A 20,286-nucleotide genomic window follows, 5' to 3' on the forward strand; every position below is an offset into this window, starting at 1 on the left:
GTCAGGCCGCGATCGCGTATCCGGCCTCGTCGACCGCGGCGCGCACCGACTCCGGGTCGAGGGGCCGGTCGCTGGTCACGGCAACCTCGCCGGTGGTCAGGTCGACGTGGACGTCGCTCACGCCCTCCAGGCGCCCGACCTCCTCGCTGACCGCACTCACGCAGTGCGAGCAGGTCATGCCGGTCACGGTGTACGTCGTCAGCATCGCGGCTCCCTCGTCTACCCCCTAGGGGTACCAAATCTACCTCACAATAAACCCCCACCGGGTATGAAGGTCAAGCATGGCGAACGTCACTGGTTGAGGTCACCCGGAACTGTTCGTGTCAGGCGTACGTCAGTCGATGGGCACGATCTGCGCCGGGCCCCATCATTGGCGCATGTTCGGACGCTTCCGGCACCAGCCCGCCGAGCCCGACGGGCCGCCCGACCTGCTCGCGCTGCCGCCGGTGCCGGTGGGGCACCCACTGGGGCTGGCCGCCGTGCCGCCCGACCTGCTCGGCGCGTACCTGCGCCACCCGGTCACGTCGATCGGCGCCCTCGACCTGCTCGGCCCGGAGGCGACCGGGTTCGTCGGCGACGCCATCCGCCGCCGCCTGCGCGAGGGCGGCGTCGGCGGGCCGGGCCTGGAGCCGGGCGAGCTCGTCGCCGGGCAGAACGCGGCCCGGATCGCCCGGATGCGCGCGCAGGGCATCCCGGAGGAGAACATCCGCCAGATCCAGGCGATGGCCGCGGCGAAGGCCGCCGAGCGCCAGGCCTCGGGCTGGACGGTCCGGTTCGCCAACGACACCTACGCCTCGGTGCAGCCGCAGCGGCACGGCCCGGAGGCCACCGGGTTCCAGTCGATGCAGCACCGGTACCGCCACCAGTACTCCCGCACGGAGTCCGAGGAGCGGGGGGAAAGCCTGTTCGCGTTCGCGATCCAGCAGGTGCGCAACGCGCCCTACGAGTCGTACCACGACGGCGGCACGCTGACCGCGGGCGGCCGCGGCCTCGACGTGACGGTCCAGTCGGCCGGCCTGCGGTCCAACCACTTCGTCGAGATCCTGGCCGGCCTGGGCGCCGTGACCCTGCGCGTGCTCGGCGCTTAGCGGGGGCTATCCGGTGGGGACGCGGAAGGTCCGCACGAACGCCTCCGGGCCCCGCTGCCAGGTGTGGAGGGTACGGTCGGCGAAGGTGCGTGCGGTCTCGCAGACCTCGTCCAGCGGGTCGAGCTGGGCCAGGGTCTCGGGCCGCTCCAGCCCGGCGGCGATCCGGGCGGACAGGCCCTGCCGGGCCAGTCGCAGCAGCCCGCGGGCCAGGTCGCGCACCAGGTACGGCCCGACGGTGGCGCGCAGGCCCTTGACCGCCACGTCGACCGCGGCCAGGTCGAGCTCGTCCGCGGTCAGGCCGCCGAGCAGCTCCCCCGCGGCGGCCCGGGCGCCCGGGTCGTAGACGAGGCCGGCCCACAGCGCCGCGCCGGCGCCGAACCACGGCCACGGCGGCGCGTCGGACAGCCGGGTCTCCAGCGTCCGGCGGACCCGCACGTGCGGCCAGACCTGGCTCAGATGCAGCTCCCAGTCGGCCTCGGTCGGATAGCTGCCGTCGCCGAAGCCCTCCCGCATCGCCCGCCGGAACGGGATGGCCGGGGCGGCCACGTGCGAGCCGCCGACCAGCCGGTAGATCATCGGCAGCCGCGCGGCCCAGTCGACCAGGTCGTCAACGCCCGCACCGGCGTCGAGGGCGACGCTGAGCACGCCGCAGCGGCGCGGGTCGAAGCGGCGCCAGTACTGCATCCGCCGGGACAGCACGCCGGTCTCCGCGCCTGCGGCCACCGGCGAGTTGACGAACAGCGCGGCGACGACCGGCGCGGCCCGCACCAGCAGCCGCAGCTTCTCCATCAGGTCGCCGTCGCCGACGTAGTCCAGCGTGGTCTGCGCCGACAGGATCAGGCCCATCACCTCGTCGGCGTGCCCGCCGTCGGGGCCGAGCTCGCGGAAGTAGTCGCGCATGACCCGCACCCGCGGCTTCGGGTTCCACGCGATGTCCTGCGCGGCGGCGAACGGCACGATCCCGCCCGTGATCAGCGCGAGCCCGTGCCGGGCGCCGACGGCGGCCGCGTCGAGCAGGTTCTCGCGCACGTCGGCGACGGCGGCGGCCACGGTCGGCAGGGCCGCCGAGGAGTACTCCAGCGCTCCCCCGGTCTCCAGCGTGAACGTGCCGCCGCCGGGCACCGCGGCGCCGACCGTGTAGGCGCCGTCGAGCACCGGGATCGCGGCGTCGGCCCGGACCAGGCCGTCGAGCAGCGCCAAGGCCTGCGGATAGGTCGCGTTGCGACGGGTCTCCAGGTCGATCAGCCCGACCTCGACCTCCAGGCCGATCGCCTCGGACCGGCCGGGCGGCGCGGTGAAGATGCGCCGCAGGTCCAGGGCCCGCAACGTGTCCGTGTCCGCCACCCCGGCCTCCTCGACAGGCGCGTTACCGCGGGCAATCGTACGCCGCCGCACAGTGAGGAAACTGTCCGCCCGCGGTCAGTGCAGTGGTGGGAGGCGTTGCGGCCGGCCCAGCACGTCCGCGAACAGGTCGCCGCGCTCGGCGAGGCGGGCGCCGATCGTGCGGATCGTGAACCCGTCGGGCCGCAGCCCCGGGTCGTCGAGCTCGTCCCAGTCGATCGGCGCCGAGACCGGGGCACCGGCCGCCGGCCGCGGGCTGTACGGCGCGACGAGCGTCTTGTTCACCGCGTTCTGCGTGAAGTCCAGCCGGGCGAGGCCGGCCCGCCCGGAGCGTTCCCAGGCCCAGCTGACCAGGTCGGGCACGACCGCGCCGATCGACCGGGAGAGCCGCTCCACCCACGCCCGGGTCTCGGCGAACGTGGGCCCGCGCTCGACCGGCACCCAGATCTGGATGCCCCGCCGCCCGGTCACCTTGGCCCGCGCGGCGACGCCGAGATGCTCGAACGCGGTGCGGTGCAGCCGGGCGAGCGCGAGCAGGTCCGCCCACGCCGTGTCCGGCCCCGGGTCGAGGTCGACCAGCGCGTACGTCGGCAGCTCGGGCCGATCGGTCAGCGACGTCCACGGATGCCATTCCAGCCCGCCGAAGTTCACCGCCCAGACCAGCGCCGCCGGCTCGTCCGCGACCAGGTACTCGGTCCCCGACTCCGGCTCCCGCCACCGGGGCAGCCACCCGGGCGCGTGCCCCGGCAGCGCCTTCTGCCAGAACCCGGCCGCGTCGGAGCCGTTGGGGAAGCGGTGCAGGTTGAGCGCGCGCCCCTGCAGATAGGGCAGGACGGTCGGGGCGATCTGCGCGGTGTACCGCAGAATCTCCCGCTTCGTCACCGGCGGGCGGCCCGGGAACAGCACCTTGTCGAGGTTGGTGACCCGCAGCTCACGGCCGAAGACGTGCCACCGCCCCGATGAGCCGAGCTTGTCCAGCTCGGCAAGCTCGTCATCATCGGCCGCCGGGCCGTCCGCTGTGTGACTTGCCGCTTTGAGGGGTACCGCCGCTTCGGCCGCCGGCAGGTCCGAACGCCACATCAGCTCGGGGTCGTCCCGCACCTCGTCGCTGGACCGTCCACTGAGGACAGAGAGCGGCAGCGCGGCCGGATCGAAGCCGGGGACGGCATACTCGTCGCGCTTGTGCATGAGCAGCCAGTCGTCGTTGCGGGTACGCACGATGACGAACTGCCCGCGCAGCTTCTCCCCGCGCAGCTCGATGTGCAGCTCCCCGGCGGCGAGCGCGGCCGCCGGGTCCGGGTCCTTGTACGGCACCCACGTCCCGGCATCCCACACGATCACGTCCCCGCCGCCGTACTTGCCGGCCGGGATGATCCCTTCGAAGTCGACATACTCCATCGGGTGGTCCTCGACCCGGAACGCCGCCCGGCGCACCTTCGGGTCCAGCGAGGGCCCCTTCGGCACCGCCCAGCTCACGAGCGCGCCGTCCACCTCGACGCGAAAGTCGTAGTGCAGCCGCCGCGCCCGATGCAACTGCACGACGAAGCGGCGCGGGGGCGGCTCCGGTCGCGAATCGGCCACCAGCCCAGTCAATCCCGCCCCGCCCGCCCCGGCAACCGAATGCCCCAATCCCACCCCACTCCCCCGCCACCCAGCCGGCCCGCCGGCGACCGCGATCTCGGCCTGCACGTCCAGGCCCGCACGCCGAACGCGATCCGCGTTCAGGTCCACACGGCCGGCGCCGCACGCCGCGGAGCACGGCGCAGCGACCGGAAGTCTCCGCGATCATGCGCAACCCGGCACCGACACCAACGGTTTTTCATGATCACGGAGCGCTGATGTACCCCCGTGTACCACAAGTCTCCGGGATCATGGCAAACCCGCGGTGCGGCCACGGCGGGCATCATGATCACGGAGACATACGTCCGCCCCGGCTACGCCGATCGGATATTCGCTCGGGGACCGCGACGCGGGCGCGAGCCCCACGCGCCCAGGCCCAGGCACGCCGGCGGGACGCTCGGCGCGCGAGCCCCAGGCGCGCCGCGAGCCCAAGCGGCGCGAGGCCCAAGCGGCGCGAGGCCCAAGCGCGCAAGCCCAGGCACGCGGGCGGGACGCCCGGCCGCGCGAGCCCCAGACGCCGCGCGAACCCGAGCGGCGCGAACCCGAGCGGCGCGAACCCGAGCGGCGCGAACCCGAGCGGCGCGAACCCGAGCGGCGCGAACCCGAGCGGCGCGAACCCGAGAGCGGCGCGAACCCGAGAGCGGGAGCGGGTCAGGCGGGGGTGGAGCGGCGTGAGGCGGTTTCGGCGCGGACCGGGCTGGCGCGGCTGCTGCGGATCAAGGTGCGCAGGGCGATGGCGGCGGACGGGGCCAGGTCGGTGGCGGCGAGGTCGTCGGCCAGGATGCCCGCGTCGCCGAGGTCGTAGCGGCCGGCCAGGATGGTCACCTCCACGTGGGCGGCGGTGCCGGTGACGTCGGGCAAGGTGCCGTGCCAGTGCTGGTGCAGGCGGTCGGTGAACTCGATGCCGGCCTCCTCGGCCAGGGCGCGGCGGGCCGCCTCCTCGACCTGGGCGCGGCGGGTGGCCTCGATGACCAAGGGGTGGCGGGGGCGGTCGTCGGTGGAGGGCGGGCCGGGCTGCAGGCGGGCGGCCGGGAGGGCCCACTGGCCGGGCTCGAACGGGGCCGACGGCGAGCGGCGGCGCAGCAGGACGGCGCCGGCCGGGTCCACCAGCAGGGCCAGCGCGAGGCGCAGCGGCGGGGCGGTCGGGGACGGCAGGCGGCCGAGGGCGGCGAGCACGCGGTGGCGTAGCAGGGCGTGCTGGCCGCGGCAGCGGGTCGGGGGGCCCTCCGGGACCGGGACGGGCGAGCCGCCGGCGACCAGCTCGCCGGGGCGGAACTGGTCGCGGGTCAGGTCGAGCTCGGTGCCGTCGGGCAGGCGGTTCCAGTAGTGGTGACCGGCGGGCTCCCCGCCGGCGGTCACCCGGCCGTGCAGCAGTTCCCCGCCGAGGACCTCGCGCACGACCAGCGCGGTCGGGCCGCACTGGCCGCGGGACGGGTTGCCGGGGTGCCAGTCGGCGAGGTCGGACGGGTCGCAGGTGTCGGGACCCCAGGAGCGCAGCAGCACGGGGAGCAGCATGGGGGGCATCATGCCGGAGGGGTACGACAAAAAATCGTCATCCCTGGTCGTGCCAGTGCCGGAACAGCGCGAGCTTCTGCCGGGCCCGGGCGTCGACGGCGGCGCCCAGGCCGTTGGTCTCGGTGAAGAAGGCGATCGCCGCGGTCAGGTCGCCGCACTCCTCGATGAGGCGCTCGCGCAGGTCGGAGCCGTCGTAGTACCGGTCCTGGCCGGAGACGCCGATGAGCTTCGCCAGCACCTGCACGACCTCGCCGGCCTCTTCGGCCAGTTTCGCCAGGCCCGGCCAGGTCTTCGAGCCGATCTCGTAGGGACCGGCCGGACCAAACTGATGATCTTCCACGCGCGCAAGAGTAGTCGCGTGGTACGGGCGAGGAAGGTCACGCCTCCGACGGCATCAGGATCCACAGGATCGGGTAGATCAGGATCTGGCTGCCGGGGATGAGCAGCAGCACGAGCACGAACAGCAGCCGGGCCATCCACGGGTCGAGCCCGAAGCGCTGCCCGAGGCCCGCGCACACGCCGCCCAGGACGCGGCCGTGCACCGGCCGGACCAGACCCTGCCGGCGCATCGAGCCGTACACGGATTCCATCGTCTTCTCCATTCACCGTCTCGAACAGGTCCCCGCAAGCATGCGGACGGTGGCGCCCCGGGCGCATCAGGGCACGGCCCTGGCCCGCCCCTGAGAGCCGTCCCGTACGGCCGCGAACCGCTCGATGATGCCGAGGTTGAACCGCTCGTGCCGGACCGGCGCGAAGCCCAGCTCCCGCGCCCAGCGCAGCGGCCGGCGCCGGAAGTGCTCGCCCTGCAGCGGCACGGTCACCGCGTCGACGAGGACCTGCAGGGCGAGCACGGGCGGTACCGTCGAAGGAACATGATCGGCAAGCAGGAGCGTGCCGCCGGGGCGCAGGACCCGGGCCATCTCCGCGATCGCGGCACGCCCGTCCGGGATCGCGCACAGGCCGAAGCTGCACAGCACCGTGTCGAAGGACGCGTCGGGAAACGCGAGCGCCTGCGCGTCGCCGAGCCGCAGGTCGGCGGTAAGGCCCAGGTCGGCGGCGCGGCGGCGGGCCTGCTCCAGCATCGCCGGGCTCCACTCGACGCCGGTCAGCCGGACCCCGGGCGGGTAGTGCGGCAGGTTGAGCCCGGTGCCGACGGCGACCTCGAGGGTGTCCCCGGTGGCCTGGCCGGCGAGCCAGGCCCGGGTGTCGCGGAAGTAGCGCCGCTCGGCGATGCCCATCCGGCGGTCGTAGTCGGCGGCGTGGCGGTCCCAGAGCCGGCGCAGCCGCTGGTGCCGCCGGTCGGTCTCATTGAAGGACATCGAACCAGGATAGGGCGTCAGTCGGGGTCGGTGGCGAGTTTGGCGTGCAGGTGTTCGTCGTAGCGGGCGCCGTCGCCGTAGGTGTAGGCCTCGCGCAGCACGCCCTCCAGGGGGAAGCCGGCGCCGTGGGCGACCCGGCAGGAGGGCGGGTTGGCCACCGCGTGGGCCAGCTCGATGCGGTGCACGCCGACCACGTCGAAGGCGAAGCGGGTCGCGGCGCGCACCGCGCGGGTGGCCACGCCGCGGCCGCGGGCCGGCGGGGCGGTCCAGTAGCCGATCGAGCCGTTGCCCGAGTGCGCCTCGACGCGGATCGAGACCGAGCCGAGCAGCGGGCCGGTGCCGGAGGGTGCGGCCTCCGCGACCACCCAGGCGACCCGCAGGCCCGCGGACCAGTCGGCGCGGTCGCGGATCCAGGCCAGGGCCGCCGCGTCCGGGTCGTCGTCGTGGACCGGCGGCGGGTTCCACTGGCGCAGCTGCGGGTCGGCGAACGCGGCCACGACCGCCGCGGCGTCCGACGGGTCCGGCGCCCGCAGCACCAGGTCGCCGAGCTCGATGACGACCAGGGACGGCGGGATCGCGACAGCGGTCATGCCAGCAGCGTACAAACGACGATCCCCGGCCGCCGGGGCCGGGGATCGTCGAGTCGCGGTGCTACGGCTGCGGCTCAGAGCGCGCGCCGGCCGCGGCCGCTGATGCCGGCGACCAGGGCCACGCCGACGGCCGCGAGCAGGACCTGGACGAGCAGCTCGCCCCAGTCGATGCCCGGCGTGTCGGTCGAGATGCCGATCGCGTTGGCCAGCACCGTGCCCAGCAGGGCGGCGATGACGCCGACGACCATCGTGACCAGGATCGACATGCTCTGCCGGCCGGGAACCACCAGCCGACCCAGCGCACCGACGATCAGACCGACGATGAGCGCCGTGATGATTCCGGTGACAGTCACTGCTCCTCCTCAGGGGGTTTTCTTCAGCGTCGACAAATGGATTCCCGCCAGGTCGCCGGCCCAAACACGGCATCGATCGGGTGGCTTCGTGGCGATTTGTCCGCGCGCCGGCCTATCCCTGCACAGACTGGTGGTACCGGAAGCGAAGCATGCGATCGCACAAGCTCACCGGCAGCCAGGTGACCTCCCCCGGTGGCCGCGGGGGACGGCCCGACACGGCGGTATGGTGCCGGCCGCATCCACGGCCCGCGGCCGGCACCATGCCCGGGAGTTACGGCTGCTGGAAATCCGTCGTGTCCACCACGTGGCCCGATCCGTCCTCGGCGACGGCGGTGGGTGGCGTGCCGGCGCCGGTGGCCCAGAAGATCCGCAGCTCCGGGTGGGCGGTCCAGGCGGCCGAGCCGTGGGTCCTGCCGCTCATCTCGACGGTGGCCGCGGGCCCGGCGTAGATGCCGACCGTGACGGTGCCGCCGCCGGCCAGGTCGAAGGTGTTGTACCCGCCGTAGAACCCGATCGCGAACGGCGGCCGGTGCAGCCCCGCGATGGGCTTCAGCTCGGTCACGGTGCCGGCGCCGTCGTCGCTGCCGGCGTGGGCCGTGGCCGCCCGGTCGTCGCCGTCGAACCAGAACACCAGCTCACCGCCGCCGGACAGGGTGTGGCCGGTGTGGATCCACTCCCCGATCGGCCGCGCGGTGCCGTCCCGGTTGACCCCGCCGTCGCTGCGCTGGATGTCCGTGCCGGTGCCGAGCACCGCGCCGCCCGGGCCGCGGGCGGTGAACACGGCGTCCGGCGACGGGCCGTCCACGGCGCCGGTCGGCCGGGCGGCGACGCCGCCGCGGCGGACCCAGAACATCGTCGCGTCCGGCACGCCGGGGATCGGCGCCGTCGAGGCGGCCGTGGTACTGCCGCCGGCGGTCACCTCGACGCCCGCGCCGGCGGCGCCGAAGACCCCGTAGTCGATGAGCCCGCCGTGGCGGTCGTCGACCTCGAGGACCGTGCCGAACCGGCCTGGCGCCGGCGCGACGCCGCCCTCCAGCCGGCGCGTGCGACCGCCGGCATCGATCAGTCCCCCGCTGACGCCGTTGATCTCGTCCTGGTACCAAACCACGAACTCCTGGTCGCCGACGTTCAGCCCGGTATGCCGCACCGGTCCGGCGGGCGGCGGCAGCGACGGGTCGGGGACCCACGGCACGACGGTGGCGGGCCGGTCGGTGGGCATCGGCGCCGGGGACGGCCCGCCCGGCCCGAGGGCGACGGCGGCGCCGGCCGCGAGCACGGGCACCAGGAGCGCGGCGAGCCCGCCGAGGCCGATGCGCCACCGGCGGCGGGCGGCCGCCGCCCGGATGTCCGCGTGGGTCAGCCGCGTGGTCCGGCCCTCGGCCTCCTCGGTGAGGGCCCGGCGCAGCTCTTCGGTGGTGTACATCACGACGCTCCTTGCTGCTGCTGGTGGCGGCTCAGGTCGGGGTCGACGCGCAGCTTGCGCAGCGCGCGCGAGGCGGCGCTCTTGACCGTGCCGAGCGCGACGCCGAGCTCGTCGGCGACCTGCTGCTCGCTCAGGTCGAGGTAGTACCGCAGCACGACGACGGCCCGTTCGCGCCGCGACAGCTGCCGCAGCGCCCGGACCAGCCCGGCCCGGTCCGCCACCGCGTCGGCCGGGTCGGCGCCGCCCGCCGCCCGCTCGGGCAGCTGCGGCATCGGCCGTTCCCTTCGCCGGTATCGCCGCCACCAGTCGCTGTGCAGGTTCACCAGGATCCGGCGGGCGTACGCATACGCGTCCCCGCCGTCCAACCGCTCCCAGGCCGTGTAGGTGCGCACGAGCGCGTGCTGGGTCAGCTCCTCCGCCTGGTCCGGATCCTGGCTGAGCAGGTACGCGACCCGATACAGCCGCTGCGCCCCGGCGGCCATGAAGGCCGCGAACTGCGCGTCGTGGTCCGGTCTTCGCACGTCGGCTCCTCCCCGTCGTCCCCTTTCCCCTCCCTACTGCGCAGGGCCGCGAAAGGTTCCGCCGGCGAGCCGTCAGGCTTTGCGGCGCCCGGCCGCCAGCCAGCCGCGCACGCCGAGGACGCCGACCACGCTGCCGACGGCGAGCGAGACAGCGATGAGCACGGCGTGCACCCAGAAGAACCCGGTGGGCGCGCCGGCCGCGTCCCAGGCTCGGTCGTCGCGCCAGATGGCGAGGGCGAACCTGGGCCAGATGACCCAGCTCCACACGCCCACCGCTACCAGGAACACCGACCAGCGCCGCGACAACACCACCCTGGAAGTATGCCCGCCCGCTCAGCGCAGCTCGTAGGACAGGACCCGGCGGAGCGCGGCGAGCACCTCGGACGGCGGGAACCGCTCCAGGGCCGCGGCCTCGGCGCGGCGCACGGCCGGGCCCAGGCCCGCCGGCGGCGCCTGCCGGACCACCGCGACCAGCCAGGCCTCCAGCAGCGTCGGGTCGTCGGGCAGGACCAGGTCGGTCCCGGCGGGCGCGGGCGTCGGCTCGGCGCCGGTGGGCAGGGGCGCGCCGGCCGAGGCGTACCCGGCCGGGGGCACGCCGATCCGGTACGGGTGCACGCAGGTCGGGGTGCCGGTGGCGGCGCTGACCCGGTAGCCGCGGCGCGAATCGTAGGGGTGCTCGGGGCCCGGCCGCGCGGCGACGTCGAAGCGCCCCAGGGCGAACGCCTGCGCGGGGCAGGCGACGCAGGTCGCGTCCCGGATCTCCGCGGCGGTCGGCAGGGCCACCTGTCGCAGGCTACCGTCTGCCGGGTGCTCATGCGCCTGGATGCAGGGCTCAGGCGTAGAGGCGCAGGTCGGCGATGCTCCACCAGTTTCCGGCGCCGGCGGTGGCGGTGACCCGCACGAACCGGGCCCGGGTGGGTCGGAGGTCCACATTGGTCAGCTGGCCGGCCCCGGTGCCCTGGGCGGCGGTGCGCCAGGTGGTGCCGTCGGTGCTGGTGGACAGCCGCCAGCCGCGGGCATAATCGCCGACGCTCGCGCCGCTGTCGATGGCGACCCGGCGGAAGGTGCGCGCGGTGCCGAGGTCGATCTGGAGGTACTGCCCGGGAGCCTGCGCCGCGCCGCTCGACCAGCGGGTCGCGCCGTCGTCGTCGATGGCGAGGGCGGCGTCGGGGCCGGCCGGCGACGACGTGGCGGTGGCGCCGGCGGTGGACAGCAGGCGCAGCCCGTCGTCGAACGCCCGGTCGCGCGGCCAGGTGAACGTGGCGAGCGAGCCGCCGGGCAGGGTGTAGTCGAACGAGCGGGCGCCGGCCGCGACGGTGAAGGAGCGCGGCGCGTCGTTCTCGTTGTGCACCACCAGGACCGTCGAGCCGTCCGGGTTGCGGAAGGCGACGTCGGTGATCTCGCCGTTCCAGCCGGTCGTGCCGAAGTTCGTGCTGGCGATGCGGACCGCGCCGGGCCGGACGAACTTGGCCAGGTGCCCGATCGTGTAGTACTCGGCGTCGGTGGTCCAGGTGCCGTCGGGCTGCACGGTGATCAGGCCGGTGCAGGTGCCGCAGCCGCCCAGGTGCGGGCCGCCGGTGGCGTCGAGGGCGAGGTTCCAGGTCACCGCGGACTTCGCCCAGTTGCGGGTGACGCCGACGGTGATGGTGCGGGCGTGCCACTTGAGGGTGTCGGTGAAGTACTGCGCGGGCGTGTCGCTGGGCCCGTGCGAGCCGGAGCACTCGGTGAACCAGATGCCCCGGTCCGGGAACGCGTTGTGCAGCGCGGTCATCGCGCTCGGGTCGCCGTAGTAGCAGTGGTACGCCGTGCCGGCCAGCCACTTGGCGGCGTCACCGGAGAGCAGCTTGTACGGGTAGTCGGTCTCCGGATCCTGGCCGGGCGGGGTGTTGGCGACGTCGTTGGGGTGCGTCTGCCAGTTGTGGTCGTAGCCGAGGATCTTCGTGCGCGGGCTGACGATCCGCAGCAGCGGCCCGAGGATGCCGATGACCTTCGCGGCCTGGGTGGTGTTGAGCCCCATGACCGGCCCGCCGCCGGCGTCGCGGTTCTGCGGCTCGTTCTGGATCGACAGGTAGTCGACCGGCGCGCCCGCGGCGGTGTAGGCGAGCACGAACCGGGTCAGGTAGACGGCGTACGCGGCGTACACCTTCGGGTCGTCCTTCAGCTCGCCGCTCGCGAGGGAATCGCTGGTCTTCATCCACGCGGGCGGACTCCACGGGGTGGCCATGATCTTCAGCTGCGGGTTGAGCCGGCGGGCCTCCCGCAGCAGGGGCAGCACCCGCGCCTCGTCGTGGGCGATGCTGAAGTGCGCGAGGGCGAAGTCGGTCTGCCCGGGCGGCACGTCGTCGTAGGTGTAGTGCTCGGCCTCGGCGGTGAAGTCGGAGGCGCCGATCGGCTGGCGCAGGAGGCTCACGCCGGCCCCGCGGGCGGGGTCGAACAGGGCGCGCATCGCCTCGGCCCGCCGCTGCGGCGTGAGCCGGTACAGCACCGCGGCCGACGAGTCGGTGATCGAGGCGCCGAAGCCGTCCATGCTCTGGTACGTCCGGCTGGGGTCGACGGTGATCGTCGTCTGGCCGCTGGGCCGGGTGCCGAACGGGACGGCGGCCCGCTGGTGCAGCAGTTCCGCCCGGTCGATGGTGGTCACCCAGACCGGCGCGGCCGGCGCGGTGGCGGCCTGCGCGGCCGGCGCCCCGGCGAGCCCCGCCGCGACCACCGCACCGGCGGCGACCAGGCCCAACGTCCTCCGCTGCATCGCGACGCTCCTCCGCATGGTCCGGCCTGTAACAAATGAAACACACCCGTAACGAACCGTGGCACAGCACAACACCGGGCCATCGCCGCTGTCAAGAGTCACGGGTCGATGGCCCGGCGCCGGGCGTTTCATTTGTTCCAGGACTGTCATTACCGGTCACGCCGGAGATCCCCGAGCCGGTTAGCATCCGGCCCATGGCCGACTCGCCCGCGGCGCACGCCGCCGTCCAGTACGCCGGCACCGACCGCCGGCTCGCCGCCCGGATCGTGCTGCACCAGCGCTACAGCACCAACCGGCAGGGCTGGTTCGACTGGCTCGCCGAGCGCCTGCCGCTGTCCGGCGACGTCCTGGAGGTCGGCGCCGGCACGGGCGCGCTGTGGGCCTACGCCGGCACCGCGGCGCTGGGCAGCCTGACGCTGGTCGACTTCTCCGCGGCGATGGCCGCCCGCCTGGCGGGCGTGCCGGGCGGCCGCGTGGTCCGCGGCGACGCGACCCGGCTGCCCTTCGCCCCGGCGAGCTTCGACACCGTGATCGCCAACCACATGCTGTACCACCTCGACGACCCGGCGGCCGGGCTGCGCGAGTTCGCCCGGGTGCTCCGCCCCGGCGGCCGCCTGGCGGTGACCACCAACGGCGCCGGCCACCTGCGCGAGCTCGACGCGCTGGGCCCGGCGATCGGCCGCCCGGACCTGCGCCTGGAGGGCCGGCTCGCCAACTTCACCGCGGAGTCCGCCCCGGCCCTGGTCGGCGCGGTGTTCACCGGCGTGGCGGCGCAGCGCTACCCGGACGACCTGCGCGTGCCGGTGGTGGAGCCGGTCCTGGCCTACCTGGAGAGCCTCGCCGACACCCCGCTCACCACGGCCGAACGCGCGGCCGCGACGGCGCTGGTCCGCGCCCGCATCGACGCGACCGGCACCTTCCAGATCGGCAAGCACAGCGTCCTGGTCACCGCCACCGCCTAGCCATTGGTCTACCGCGGCCCGGCCCCGGACCGGGTGGAGCCCGTCCGGAGCCGGCGGAACGCGGCGGCTCGTCGGTGGATGCCGGCAGGCTAGATGGCGGCCTGGCGGAAGCGGCCCTCGATGGTGGCCGCCGCCTCGGCGCGCAGGGCGGACGGCAGGCCGGCGATGGCCGGGGCGCGCCAGGCCAGGTCGAGCAGGCGCGGGGCGGTGACGGCGAAGACCGGCGCGGTGAGGCCGTACCGGGCCGCCTCCACCCACTGCCCCGCGGCCGGCGCGCACACCTCGCGCGCGGCGTCGGCGACGGCGTCGTCGCTCAGCAGTGCCGTGAGGACCGCCACCGGGGCGAACCAGTCGGCGACCGGCTGGGCGTCGAGGTAGCGGATCTGCAGGTGGCCGCGCGGGCGCACCAGCGGGTAGAGGGTGCCGAGGTGGTAGTCGAGGTCGTCGTACGTCGGGCGGCCGGCGCCGGGCAGCGCGCCGCCGATCCAGTCGGCGAACGTGATCCCGGCGGGGACCGTCCAGCTGCCGGTCGGGCGGCGCACGCACAGCAGGGGGGCGCGCAGCGCGTAGCGGGCCCAGGCCGCCGCGGGGTCGGGGCCTACCGGCACGGTGCCGGCGCGGGCGGGGTCGATGCCGTACCAGGCGCGCATCCGGGTGGACGCCCAGCCCGTGGCGCGGCCGGCGTGCAGGGGCGAGTTGGCGAAGACGGCCAGCAGGGTCGGGCCGATCTCGTGCGCGGCGGCCCAGCGATCCGCCAGGCCCGCGGCCGGGCCGGCGTCGAGGTCGGGGCGCAGGCCCGCGGTGCCGCACATCATGGTGCGCCCCTCGCCGCCGCGGCGGGCGAACGAGGCGGCCATCGCGTGGTACCGCGGCGAGTTGAGCAGCCGCCGCGGCGCCCGGTGCGCGTCGATGCCCGTGCCGGCCAGGCGCAGCCCGGCGGGCTCGAGCCGCGCGGTCAGCTGGGCGAGGTCCGCGGTGACGGCCGCGTGCAGCGCGGCCAGGCCGCCCTGCGGGCGGGCGGCGAGGGTGAGCTGGCCGCCGGGGCCGGCGCTGAGCACGGCGCCGCGGTCGAGCGGGCGGCCCGCGCCGAGGGGCGGCGGGGCGTAGGGTCCGAGCGCGGCGGCGAGCGCCGCGGTGTCCAGCGGACGGGTGGGGTGTGGCCCGTGGTGGACGACGTGTTCGATCTCGGTGCCGACGGTGGTCGGTGGCCCGGTCTTGAAGCAGATCGACGCGATGTATCCCTCCGCGTCGTCGATCCGCCGGATGCCCTCCTGGGCGGTAGCGGTCCTCATGGGTCGGATGCTACCCCGAGTAAATCGATCGGAACAGTAGGTGACTGAGCGTCAACCGTGCAGTCCCGCGTGATGGTTTCCCAGCTCGGGCGTCCGATCAGGCGATGTCATATGACCGACTTGCCGATCATGCGTGCGGCGGGCAAGAGGTACAAAAAAAGGTGGAACACCGGGTTTGCTCACGACCTCGACGAGGGAGTCTGTGCCGATGGCTGGCATGGTGCCGTTCACCAACAACTACTCGGACCACTCCACGCGCGAGGGGTATCAGTTCGAGTTCAACTGCATGCGCTGCGGCAACGGATACTCCTCCACCTTCCAGCACTCGGTGACCGGGTTCGGCGGGCGGCTGCTGCGCATCGGCGGCGACCTGCTCGGCGGCGAGGTCGGCAACAAGGCCGCGCAGGTCGGCTGGGACGCCGAGTGGATGCGCGACGGGCTGCGCGGCTCGACCCGCGACAAGGCCCTGGCCAAGGCCGCCGCGGAGATGCAGGCGTATTTCACCCAGTGCCACCGCTGCGGCCAGTGGGTCTGCCAGCAGGTGTGCTGGAACCACGAGCGCGGCCTGTGCACCAGCTGCGCGCCCCGCCTCGACCAGGAGATCGCCGGCATGCAGGCGGCCGCCCAGGTCAACCAGCTGCACGAGCAGATCCAGCAGGTCGACTGGACGAAGAACGTCAACTACCGCGACCAGGCCGTGGGCCGCTGCCCCTCCTGCATGAACGAGACCGGCGGTGGCAAGTTCTGCCAGCATTGTGGTACCCCGCTCGCCGCCGCGCCGGCCCAGCAGAAGCGCTTCTGCGGCAACTGCGGCACGCCGAGCGTGCCGGGCGCGATGTTCTGCGCCGAGTGCGGCACGTCGACGGCCTGACGTGCGCTTCCGCCTCATCGCCGACGGCGGTGCCCTGCTCGACGAGGGCGACGGCACCGCCGAGATGGCCGGCGGCGCCCTGGTGGTGACGCCCGAGACGGGAGCGGTGCTGCGGGTCGCCCCGGCCGACGTGGTGGAGATCAGCGAGCCGCAGCCGTACACGGTGCGCCTCGCCCTCTCCGACGGCGCCCAGTTGGAGCTGACCCGCCTCGGCACCATGCGCACCCAGCTGCTGGCCGAGCTGACCGAGGCGCGCACCGCCGACACCGAGCGGGTGCTGCTGCTCGACGGGGTCGGCACCCCGGAGGCGTTCCCCGGCCTGGCCGACGGCTCGCCCGCGGAACTGCGCCTCTACGACGACGCCCTGATCGTCATGCCGACCGGCGGCCTGCCCGAGAAGGTCCCGTATCCGTTCATCCGGGGCGTGACGACCGACCACAGCGGGTACACCATCCACATCAACGTGCCCGGTCGCCCGCCCATCGTGGTGGGGCGCCTGGCCCGGCGCACCGGCGAGTTCCTCGAGCTGCTGCGCCAGCGCACCGGCGCCGCGTCCGGCCGCACCGCGCACTTCCTCGCCGCCCTCCTGCCCGGCCTCGGCCCGGTCGCCCTCCGCTCGGTCGCCGCCCTCCTGCGCGACGGCCTGGCCGGCGCCCGCACCGACCTCGACGCCATCGACCCGTCCGTCTTCCCGGCGCTGCTGGAGGCCGCCGGCCTGCCCTCCCGCGCGGCCGGCGCCCGGCACCTCACCGGCCTCGGCCCGACGTGGATCGGTTTCAAGCAGACGGTTTCGGTACAGCGGGCCGGCTCCGGCGCGAGCCCCTGGCGCGACTCGGCCCGCCCGCCGGTGCTCGACCACGACGCCGGCGCCGGCTCCTTCGCCCCCGGCCTGCCCGGCATGTTCGGCGCCGGCATGATGTCCTCCGGCTTCGACGCCCCCTTCACCACCTACGGCCCGCCCCTCGCCTACGGCCTGCTCGGCATGGCCGGCGCCTTCACGACTCCCTACGCCGGCGGCCCCCACCTCCCCCGCGCCGTCTTCCCCCACGAGCGCGTGACCCCGGCCTCCACCGACTACGACGCGCTGACCGTCGCCGGCGACCCGGCCGTGCTGGCGTTCCTGCTGTGCCTGGTCCCCGGCGGACACCTGGTCTACGAGGTGCTCAACGCCGACGACCACGCCACCTACGTGTTCACCTGCCGCGACACCGACCAGGTCGCCCAGCTCAACCGCGCCCTCGACCTGCTGGGCTTCCGCGTCGAGGGCATCTCCTCCGACGCGGACTCGGCCGGGTCGCGCTACCGCAAGGCCGCCCAGCGCCTGCCGGCCCTGCGCATCCTCCGCGAGCGCTTCACCGGCCGCGCCATCCACACCGACGACTGGTCCGGGCAACTGCGCACGCTGACCGCCGGCTGACCGCACCGGTCGCGTACCCTGCGGGGCACCCTCGTCGCATCATCCGAACGGAGAACCGCCGGTGTCGCACCGTGCTCGCGTGTTCGCGCTGCCCGTGGCAGCGCTCTCGATCGCCCTCCTCACCGCCTGCGGCGGCGGCGCGGAGCAGGGCTCGGCCGCGGCCCCCGGCACCACCGGCGCGCCCGCGGCGCCCCCGTCGGCCGGTGCCGGCGGCCCGAGCGGCGGCGCGACCGGTGGCGCGACGAGCGGCGGGAAGGCCGCCGAGTGCGAGACCGCCGACATCAAGCCGGAGCTCATCCTGCAGCCGGACCGGACCAGCGGCCAGACGTCCATGGCGATGCTGCAGCTGACCAATACCGCGTCGCACGCGTGCACGCTGTCGGGCTGGGCCAAGGTGACCCTGACCGACGCGGCCGACGACCCGGTGCCCGTGCCGACCGAGAACGTGTCGCAGCCGGGCGGTCCGGTCGGCGTCGAGCTTGCCCCCGGTACCACGGCATCGGCCGGCATCAAGTGGACCGGCTGCGACAAGGCCGACCCGGCGTGCGGCGTGGGCAACGGCCTGTCCGTCTCGCTGCCGGACGCCAAGACCGCGGTGCCGGCCACCCTGACCGGCTTCCCGCCGCCGGAGAAGGTCGCCATCACCATCAAGTCCCTGCAGGTCGGCACCATCCAGCCCAGCCGCCAGGGCGTCGTGGCCTGGTAACCGCGCTACGGGGTGGTTGCGGCCACGGCTTCGGCGGTCGCAACCACCGCACGGTCGTGGCGGGGCAGGAGCAGCGGTGTGCCGAGGAGCAGCAGGCCGGCCGCGGCGATGGCGATACGCGGGGTGGTGACCTCCGACAGAATGCCCCAGGCGGTGGTACACACGGCGATGGCCGCGCTGGTCGTCACCGACCAGGCGGAGAGAACCCGGGTCAGGCGGGCCGGGTCGGTGGCCTCCAGGCGGTAGGTGGCCAGGACCGGGTTGAAGAGGCTCGAGCACGCGATGAGGCCGAGTTCGGTGGCCATGACGATCAGCAGGCCGGGGATGCCCGGGCGGATGAACGCCAGGCCCAGGGGCCAGCAGGCGCGGGCCACGCCGACGACCCGCAGCACCGTCCACCGGCCGTAACGGGCCACGGCGCGGCGGGCCAGGCGCGAGCCGACCAGGCCACCGATGCAGGGCACCGCGAAGGCCAGGCCGTACTGCCAGGCGGGGAACCCCAGGCGGCCCAGCATCAGGAAGCTCAGCGGTGGCTCGGCGGCCATGATGAGGGCGTTGACCGCCAGGACGTTGAGGAACAGCGGGCGCAGGGTGGAGTGGCGCAGGATGTACCGCCATCCCTCGATGAGGTCGCCGAAGCCGAGGCGGCCCCGGCGGGCGGGCGGGGGTTCCTCGGCACCGCCGATCGCGGCGATGCCCAGCGCCGACAGCAGGTAGCTGGCGGCGTCGGCGGCGACGGTCGTCACCGGGCCGAGCAGTCCGATCGCGGCGCCGCCCAGGGTCGGGCCGACGACGGTCGCGGACCAGGTGGTCGACTCGAGGCGGCCGTTCGCGGTCAGCAGGTCTCCCGGTGACACGACGGTCTTGAGGTAGACGCCGCTGGCGGCACCGAAGGCGATCTTCGCCGCGGCGGCGATCACGGAGACGGCGACGAGCTGGGCGAAGGTGAGCACGCCGAGCCAGTAGGCGACCGGGATCGAGGCCATGGCCAGGAACCGGATCAGGTCCATCGCGATCAGCACCGGGCGTTTGCGGCGGAACTCGACCCACGGCCCGAGCGGCACGGCCAGGATCGCGCCCGCCGCGAGGCCGCAGGCGGACAGCAGCGACACCTGGGCGGCGCCGGCGCCCAGCGCCGTGATCGCGATGAACGAGAACGCCCCGAAACCCAGCCAGGTGCCGTAGGTGCTGACCGCGTAGGCGGCCCACAGCCACGCGAACCGGCGACCCAGTGCCGTAGCGATGCTCACCGCGACATGCAACCAGGTGCCGCGCCGGCGCTCAAACGACTGGCCGGCGCGCCGTCCCGCCAGTTACGACCTGCGCCGCGTCCCGGTCGTCGACCCGACGCGCACCCGGTGCCGGCCGCCCTGCTCGCGTTCCTCCGGGCCGGCTACGAGTCCCGGAGTCGCGACGGCGAGTGGTGGCCCAACTGGGCCGGGTGAACGGCGGGTCAGGCGGCCGGGCGCCAGCCGAGGGCGGGGCCGAGGCGGGTGGCGATGTCGGTCAGGATCTGCTCGTAGTCCTCCGGCTGGAAGGTGAACGGCAGGGCGAAGGCGACCTCGTCGACCTCGCGGAAGGCGGCGTGGGCGTAGAGCCGCTCGGCGATCTCGTCGGCCGGGCCGACGAGATCGACGGCGAACATCATCCGGCCCGGGCCCTGCGGGGTCGCGGTGCGCGGGGTGCGCTTGGCGGCGTACTCGGCGTACTTCTCCCGCTGGGCGGGCGTGGCGCTGTCGGTGGGGATGACGACCAGGCCCTGCGACACGCGGGCGCGCTCGCCGTCGGGGTGGTGGGCGCGGAACGCGCGGATGTGGGAGCGCTGGATGGCGGCGAAGTCGGGCGCGGGGTCGTCGGGGTCCTCGGCCTTCACCACGCTGCTCGTCAGCAGGTTCATGGCGTGCTCGCCGGCCCACTGGGCGGAGCGGAGGCTGCCCCCGCCGTACCACATCCGGCTCCGCAATCCCGGCGAGTGCGGCTCGACGCGGTCGGAGAACACCTCGAAGCCTTCGACGCCGCCGCTGTCGGTCGCGGGCTTGCCGGCGATGAACGACAGCAGCCGCTCCACGCGGCCGTAGGTGAAGTCCTCGGCGTCGCCGGTGTCCGGATACAGCGCGGCGCCGACCCGGTCGTAGTGCATCGGCGGCCCGACGCTCAGGCCCGGGTTGAGCCGCCCGCCGGAGAGCAGGTCGACCGTGGCCAGGTCCTCGGCGAGGCGCAGCGGGTTCTCCCAGCCCAGCGGGATGACCGCGGTGCCCAGCTCGATCCGGCTGGTGCGCTGCGACGCGGCGGCGAGCACCGCGACCGGCGAGGAGATGCCGTACTGCAGGTGCCGGTGCCGCACCCAGGCGCTGTCGAACCCGAGCCGCTCGCCGAGCGCGATGACCTCGAGGGTGCTGCGGTGCCCGGCGGCCGGGTCGGCCGGGTCGAACAGGCCGATGGTCAGGAAGCCAAGCTTCCGCAGATGCTGCTCCGGTAGCGGCACGACGGCTCCTCCGCGTGAAAGTTGCACTGAACGG

Annotated in this window: 22 protein-coding genes; 5 read left to right on the forward strand and 17 right to left on the reverse strand. The window is 74.5% G+C overall.

Going from position 1 to position 20,286, the window contains the following annotated elements; all coding sequences use genetic code 11:
• Position 1: 1 nt before the first annotated feature.
• On the reverse strand, positions 2-205 hold the full coding sequence (locus ACQPXD_RS32350; protein WP_432825121.1) for a heavy-metal-associated domain-containing protein: 204 nt from the start codon (positions 203-205) through the stop codon (positions 2-4).
• A gap of 172 nt (positions 206-377) precedes the next feature.
• Between ACQPXD_RS32350 and ACQPXD_RS32355 the strand changes: the two genes are divergently transcribed.
• The gene (locus ACQPXD_RS32355; protein ID WP_432825122.1) at positions 378-1,088 is read left to right on the forward strand and encodes a hypothetical protein; all 711 of its coding nucleotides are present in this window, start codon (positions 378-380) and stop codon (positions 1,086-1,088) included.
• Between the two features lie 6 nt (positions 1,089-1,094).
• Here ACQPXD_RS32355 and ACQPXD_RS32360 read toward each other — a convergent pair whose 3' ends face one another.
• From ACQPXD_RS32360 to ACQPXD_RS32420, 13 genes are all read right to left on the reverse strand, one after another.
• The gene (locus tag ACQPXD_RS32360; protein ID WP_432825123.1) at positions 1,095-2,432 is read right to left on the reverse strand and encodes a glutamate-cysteine ligase family protein; all 1,338 of its coding nucleotides are present in this window, start codon (positions 2,430-2,432) and stop codon (positions 1,095-1,097) included.
• A gap of 75 nt (positions 2,433-2,507) precedes the next feature.
• A complete protein-coding gene (locus ACQPXD_RS32365; RefSeq protein WP_432825124.1) occupies positions 2,508-4,010 on the reverse strand; it encodes a DNA polymerase ligase N-terminal domain-containing protein in 1,503 nt (500 codons plus the stop codon).
• Between the two features lie 690 nt (positions 4,011-4,700).
• Positions 4,701-5,564 (reverse strand): YunG family protein, encoded by an 864-nt coding sequence (locus tag ACQPXD_RS32370; protein ID WP_432825125.1) that lies wholly within the window; start codon positions 5,562-5,564, stop codon positions 4,701-4,703.
• Positions 5,565-5,601: 37 nt separating this feature from the next.
• Positions 5,602-5,904 (reverse strand): hypothetical protein, encoded by a 303-nt coding sequence (locus ACQPXD_RS32375; RefSeq protein ID WP_432825126.1) that lies wholly within the window; start codon positions 5,902-5,904, stop codon positions 5,602-5,604.
• A 37-nt stretch (positions 5,905-5,941) separates the two neighbouring features.
• Positions 5,942-6,154, reverse strand: coding sequence for a PspC domain-containing protein (locus tag ACQPXD_RS32380; protein ID WP_432825127.1), 213 nt, complete (start codon positions 6,152-6,154; stop codon positions 5,942-5,944).
• Between the two features lie 66 nt (positions 6,155-6,220).
• Positions 6,221-6,883 carry a class I SAM-dependent methyltransferase gene (locus ACQPXD_RS32385; protein WP_432825128.1) on the reverse strand — a complete coding sequence of 221 codons (663 nt, stop codon included), beginning with the start codon at positions 6,881-6,883 and terminating at the stop codon, positions 6,221-6,223.
• 17 nt (positions 6,884-6,900) lie between these two features.
• Positions 6,901-7,473, reverse strand: coding sequence for a GNAT family N-acetyltransferase (locus tag ACQPXD_RS32390; protein WP_432825129.1), 573 nt, complete (start codon positions 7,471-7,473; stop codon positions 6,901-6,903).
• 74 nt (positions 7,474-7,547) lie between these two features.
• On the reverse strand, positions 7,548-7,826 hold the full coding sequence (locus tag ACQPXD_RS32395) for a GlsB/YeaQ/YmgE family stress response membrane protein (protein ID WP_432825130.1): 279 nt from the start codon (positions 7,824-7,826) through the stop codon (positions 7,548-7,550).
• A gap of 271 nt (positions 7,827-8,097) precedes the next feature.
• Complete coding sequence (locus ACQPXD_RS32400) at positions 8,098-9,249, reverse strand: hypothetical protein (protein WP_432825131.1); 1,152 nt, start codon at positions 9,247-9,249, stop codon at positions 8,098-8,100.
• On the reverse strand, positions 9,249-9,770 hold the full coding sequence (locus ACQPXD_RS32405; RefSeq protein ID WP_432825132.1) for a SigE family RNA polymerase sigma factor: 522 nt from the start codon (positions 9,768-9,770) through the stop codon (positions 9,249-9,251). Before ACQPXD_RS32405 ends, ACQPXD_RS32400 begins: the two co-directional genes overlap by 1 nt.
• A 72-nt stretch (positions 9,771-9,842) precedes the next feature.
• Positions 9,843-10,082: an SCO4848 family membrane protein gene (locus tag ACQPXD_RS32410; RefSeq protein ID WP_432825133.1), complete on the reverse strand. Its 240-nt coding sequence runs from the start codon at positions 10,080-10,082 to the stop codon at positions 9,843-9,845.
• Positions 10,083-10,103: 21 nt separating this feature from the next.
• The gene (locus tag ACQPXD_RS32415; protein ID WP_432825134.1) at positions 10,104-10,553 is read right to left on the reverse strand and encodes a hypothetical protein; all 450 of its coding nucleotides are present in this window, start codon (positions 10,551-10,553) and stop codon (positions 10,104-10,106) included.
• Positions 10,554-10,602: 49 nt separating this feature from the next.
• Positions 10,603-12,519: a discoidin domain-containing protein gene (locus ACQPXD_RS32420; protein ID WP_432825135.1), complete on the reverse strand. Its 1,917-nt coding sequence runs from the start codon at positions 12,517-12,519 to the stop codon at positions 10,603-10,605.
• A 194-nt stretch (positions 12,520-12,713) separates the two neighbouring features.
• On the opposite strand from ACQPXD_RS32420, the gene ACQPXD_RS32425 reads away from it, so the two are divergent.
• Complete coding sequence (locus ACQPXD_RS32425; RefSeq protein WP_432825136.1) at positions 12,714-13,481, forward strand: class I SAM-dependent methyltransferase; 768 nt, start codon at positions 12,714-12,716, stop codon at positions 13,479-13,481.
• A gap of 89 nt (positions 13,482-13,570) precedes the next feature.
• On the opposite strand, the gene ACQPXD_RS32430 is transcribed toward ACQPXD_RS32425, so the two are convergent.
• The gene (locus tag ACQPXD_RS32430) at positions 13,571-14,773 is read right to left on the reverse strand and encodes a glutamate-cysteine ligase family protein (protein WP_432825137.1); all 1,203 of its coding nucleotides are present in this window, start codon (positions 14,771-14,773) and stop codon (positions 13,571-13,573) included.
• Between the two features lie 208 nt (positions 14,774-14,981).
• Between ACQPXD_RS32430 and ACQPXD_RS32435 the strand changes: the two genes are divergently transcribed.
• The 3 genes from ACQPXD_RS32435 to ACQPXD_RS32445 all read left to right on the forward strand — a co-directional run bounded on the left by ACQPXD_RS32435 (position 14,982) and on the right by ACQPXD_RS32445 (position 17,767).
• Entirely contained in the window at positions 14,982-15,644 is a 663-nt protein-coding gene (locus ACQPXD_RS32435; protein ID WP_432825138.1) for a zinc ribbon domain-containing protein, read from the forward strand.
• 1 nt (position 15,645) lies between these two features.
• Positions 15,646-17,061 (forward strand): hypothetical protein, encoded by a 1,416-nt coding sequence (locus ACQPXD_RS32440; protein WP_432825139.1) that lies wholly within the window; start codon positions 15,646-15,648, stop codon positions 17,059-17,061.
• 79 nt (positions 17,062-17,140) lie between these two features.
• On the forward strand, positions 17,141-17,767 hold the full coding sequence (locus ACQPXD_RS32445) for a DUF4232 domain-containing protein (protein ID WP_432825140.1): 627 nt from the start codon (positions 17,141-17,143) through the stop codon (positions 17,765-17,767).
• Between the two features lie 5 nt (positions 17,768-17,772).
• On the opposite strand, the gene ACQPXD_RS32450 is transcribed toward ACQPXD_RS32445, so the two are convergent.
• Positions 17,773-19,017, reverse strand: coding sequence for an MFS transporter (locus tag ACQPXD_RS32450; protein ID WP_432825141.1), 1,245 nt, complete (start codon positions 19,015-19,017; stop codon positions 17,773-17,775).
• Positions 19,018-19,220: 203 nt separating this feature from the next.
• Positions 19,221-20,252 (reverse strand): LLM class flavin-dependent oxidoreductase, encoded by a 1,032-nt coding sequence (locus ACQPXD_RS32455; RefSeq protein ID WP_432825142.1) that lies wholly within the window; start codon positions 20,250-20,252, stop codon positions 19,221-19,223.
• Positions 20,253-20,286 lie beyond the last annotated feature (34 nt).

The sequence above is a fragment of the Dactylosporangium sp. CA-092794 genome, assembly GCF_050948465.1.
Taxonomy (GTDB): Bacteria; Actinomycetota; Actinomycetes; order Mycobacteriales; family Micromonosporaceae; genus Dactylosporangium.